General features: G+C 67.3%; 1 protein-coding gene. It reads left to right on the top strand.

The features are described 5' to 3' along the window. On the top strand, positions 1-1,839 hold a 1,839-nt coding region (locus QZ332_RS13540; RefSeq protein ID WP_295766401.1), incomplete at its 5' end, for an ATP-dependent Clp protease ATP-binding subunit. Positions 1,840-2,001 lie beyond the last annotated feature (162 nt).

Raw genomic sequence — 2,001 nt, 5'->3', positions numbered from 1 at the left:
TGCCTCATCGGCGAGCCCGGCGTGGGCAAGACCGCCATCGCCGAGGGCCTGGCCCGGAAGATCGTCCTGGGCGACGTGCCTGACGACCTGCTGGACAAGCGCCTCCTCTCCCTGGACCTCTCCGGCATGGTGGCCGGGACCAAGTACCGGGGCGAGTTCGAGGAGCGCATCAAGAAGGCCCTGGACGAGGTGAGGAAGTCCGGCGACGTGATCCTCTTCATCGACGAGCTCCATACCATCGTGGGCGCGGGCTCCGCCGAGGGGGCCGTGGACGCCGCCAACATCATCAAGCCCGCCCTGGGCCGGGGCGAGATCCGGGTCATCGGCGCCACGACCCTCAACGAGTACCGCAAGTATATCGAGAAGGACGCCGCCCTGGAGCGCCGCTTCCAGCCCGTCCAGGTGGGCGAGCCCTCTCAGGAGGCCAGCCTGGAGATCTTGAAGGGCCTCCGGGAGAAGTACGAGCAGCACCATAAGCTCCAGCTCACCGACGAGGCCCTGGAGGCCGCCGTCACCCTCTCCGCCCGGTATATCTCCGACCGCTTCCTCCCCGACAAGGCCATCGACCTGATGGACGAGGCCGCGTCCCGCGTCCGCATGGAGGAAGAGGAGATCTCCCCGGAGCTCAAGAGCCTGGAGGAGAAGATCGCCGCCCTGGCCAAGGACAAGGAGGCCGCCATCGCGCGGCAGGACTTCGAGACCGCCGCCCAGCTCCGGGACATCGAGAGCAACTACCAGGACCAGGTGGAGCAGGAGCGGGAGAAGCGCCGCAGCAGCACCCGCCAGCACCGCCCCGTGGGCGCCGAGGACATCGCCGCCGTGGTCTCCGGCTGGACCGGCATCCCCGTCACCCGCCTCACCGAGGACGAGGGGACCCGCCTCCTGCACATGGAGGACATCCTCCACAAGCGGGTCGTGGGCCAGGACGAGGCCGTCCAGGCCGTGGCCCGCGCCATCCGCCGGGGACGGGTGGGCCTCAAGGACCCCAAGCGCCCCACCGGCTCCTTCCTCTTCCTGGGCCCCACGGGCGTGGGCAAGACGGAGCTGTGCAAATCCCTGGCCGAGGCCATGTTCGGCAACGAGAGCGCCATCATCCGCATCGACATGTCCGAGTATATGGAGCGGCACACGGTCTCCCGCCTGGTCGGCTCCCCGCCGGGCTATGTGGGCCATGAGGAGGGCGGCCAGCTCACCGAGCGGGTCCGGCGGAAGCCCTATTCCGTGGTCCTCTTCGACGAGATTGAGAAGGCCCACGAGGACGTGTGGAACATCCTCCTCCAGATCCTGGACGACGGCCGGATCACGGACTCCCAGGGCCGGACGGTGGACTTCAAGAACACGGTCATCGTCATGACCAGCAACATCGGGGCCAAGAGCCTGACCACCGCCGGGACGAAGCTGGGCTTCACCGACGGGGGATCCCCCGCCGACGACGCGGAGAAGAAGTTCCTCCAGGCCAAGGAGACCGTCATGGCGGAGCTCCGCCAGACCTTCCGCCCGGAGTTCCTGAACCGGATCGACGACATCATCGTCTTCCGCGCCCTGACGGAAGACGATATCCACGAAGTGGCCCGCCGGATGCTGGACACGGTGTCCGCCCGGATGGAGGCCATGGGCCTGCACCTGAACGCCAGCGACGAGGCCGTGGCCGAGCTGGTCCGGGAGGGCTACGATCCCAAGTACGGCGCGAGGCCCCTCCGCCGCTGCATCCAGAGCAAGGTGGAGGACGCCGTGGCCGAGCGGATGCTGGACGGCACCCTGAAGGAGGGCGACACCGCCGCGCTGACCGTGGCGGACAGCAAGCTGCTGGTGACCAAGGACGAACAGATCCCCGCCTGACCGGGCGCACGCTCCGGGGCAGCCCCCTTAAGGGACTGCCCCGGAGCTCCAGCCTGTCGAAAACGTCTTTTCGACAGGCTGCGCAAGTTTTCAGGACTTTTTTGAAGGTCCTGAAAACTTTTTTATCGAAAACGAAAGGGACCCTTCCTGGGTCCCTCTCGT

The organism is uncultured Oscillibacter sp. (assembly GCF_910584465.1).
In the GTDB taxonomy this organism is placed as follows: domain Bacteria; phylum Bacillota; class Clostridia; order Oscillospirales; family Oscillospiraceae; genus Oscillibacter.
This window is presented reverse-complemented; position numbering and strand designations above follow the sequence as displayed.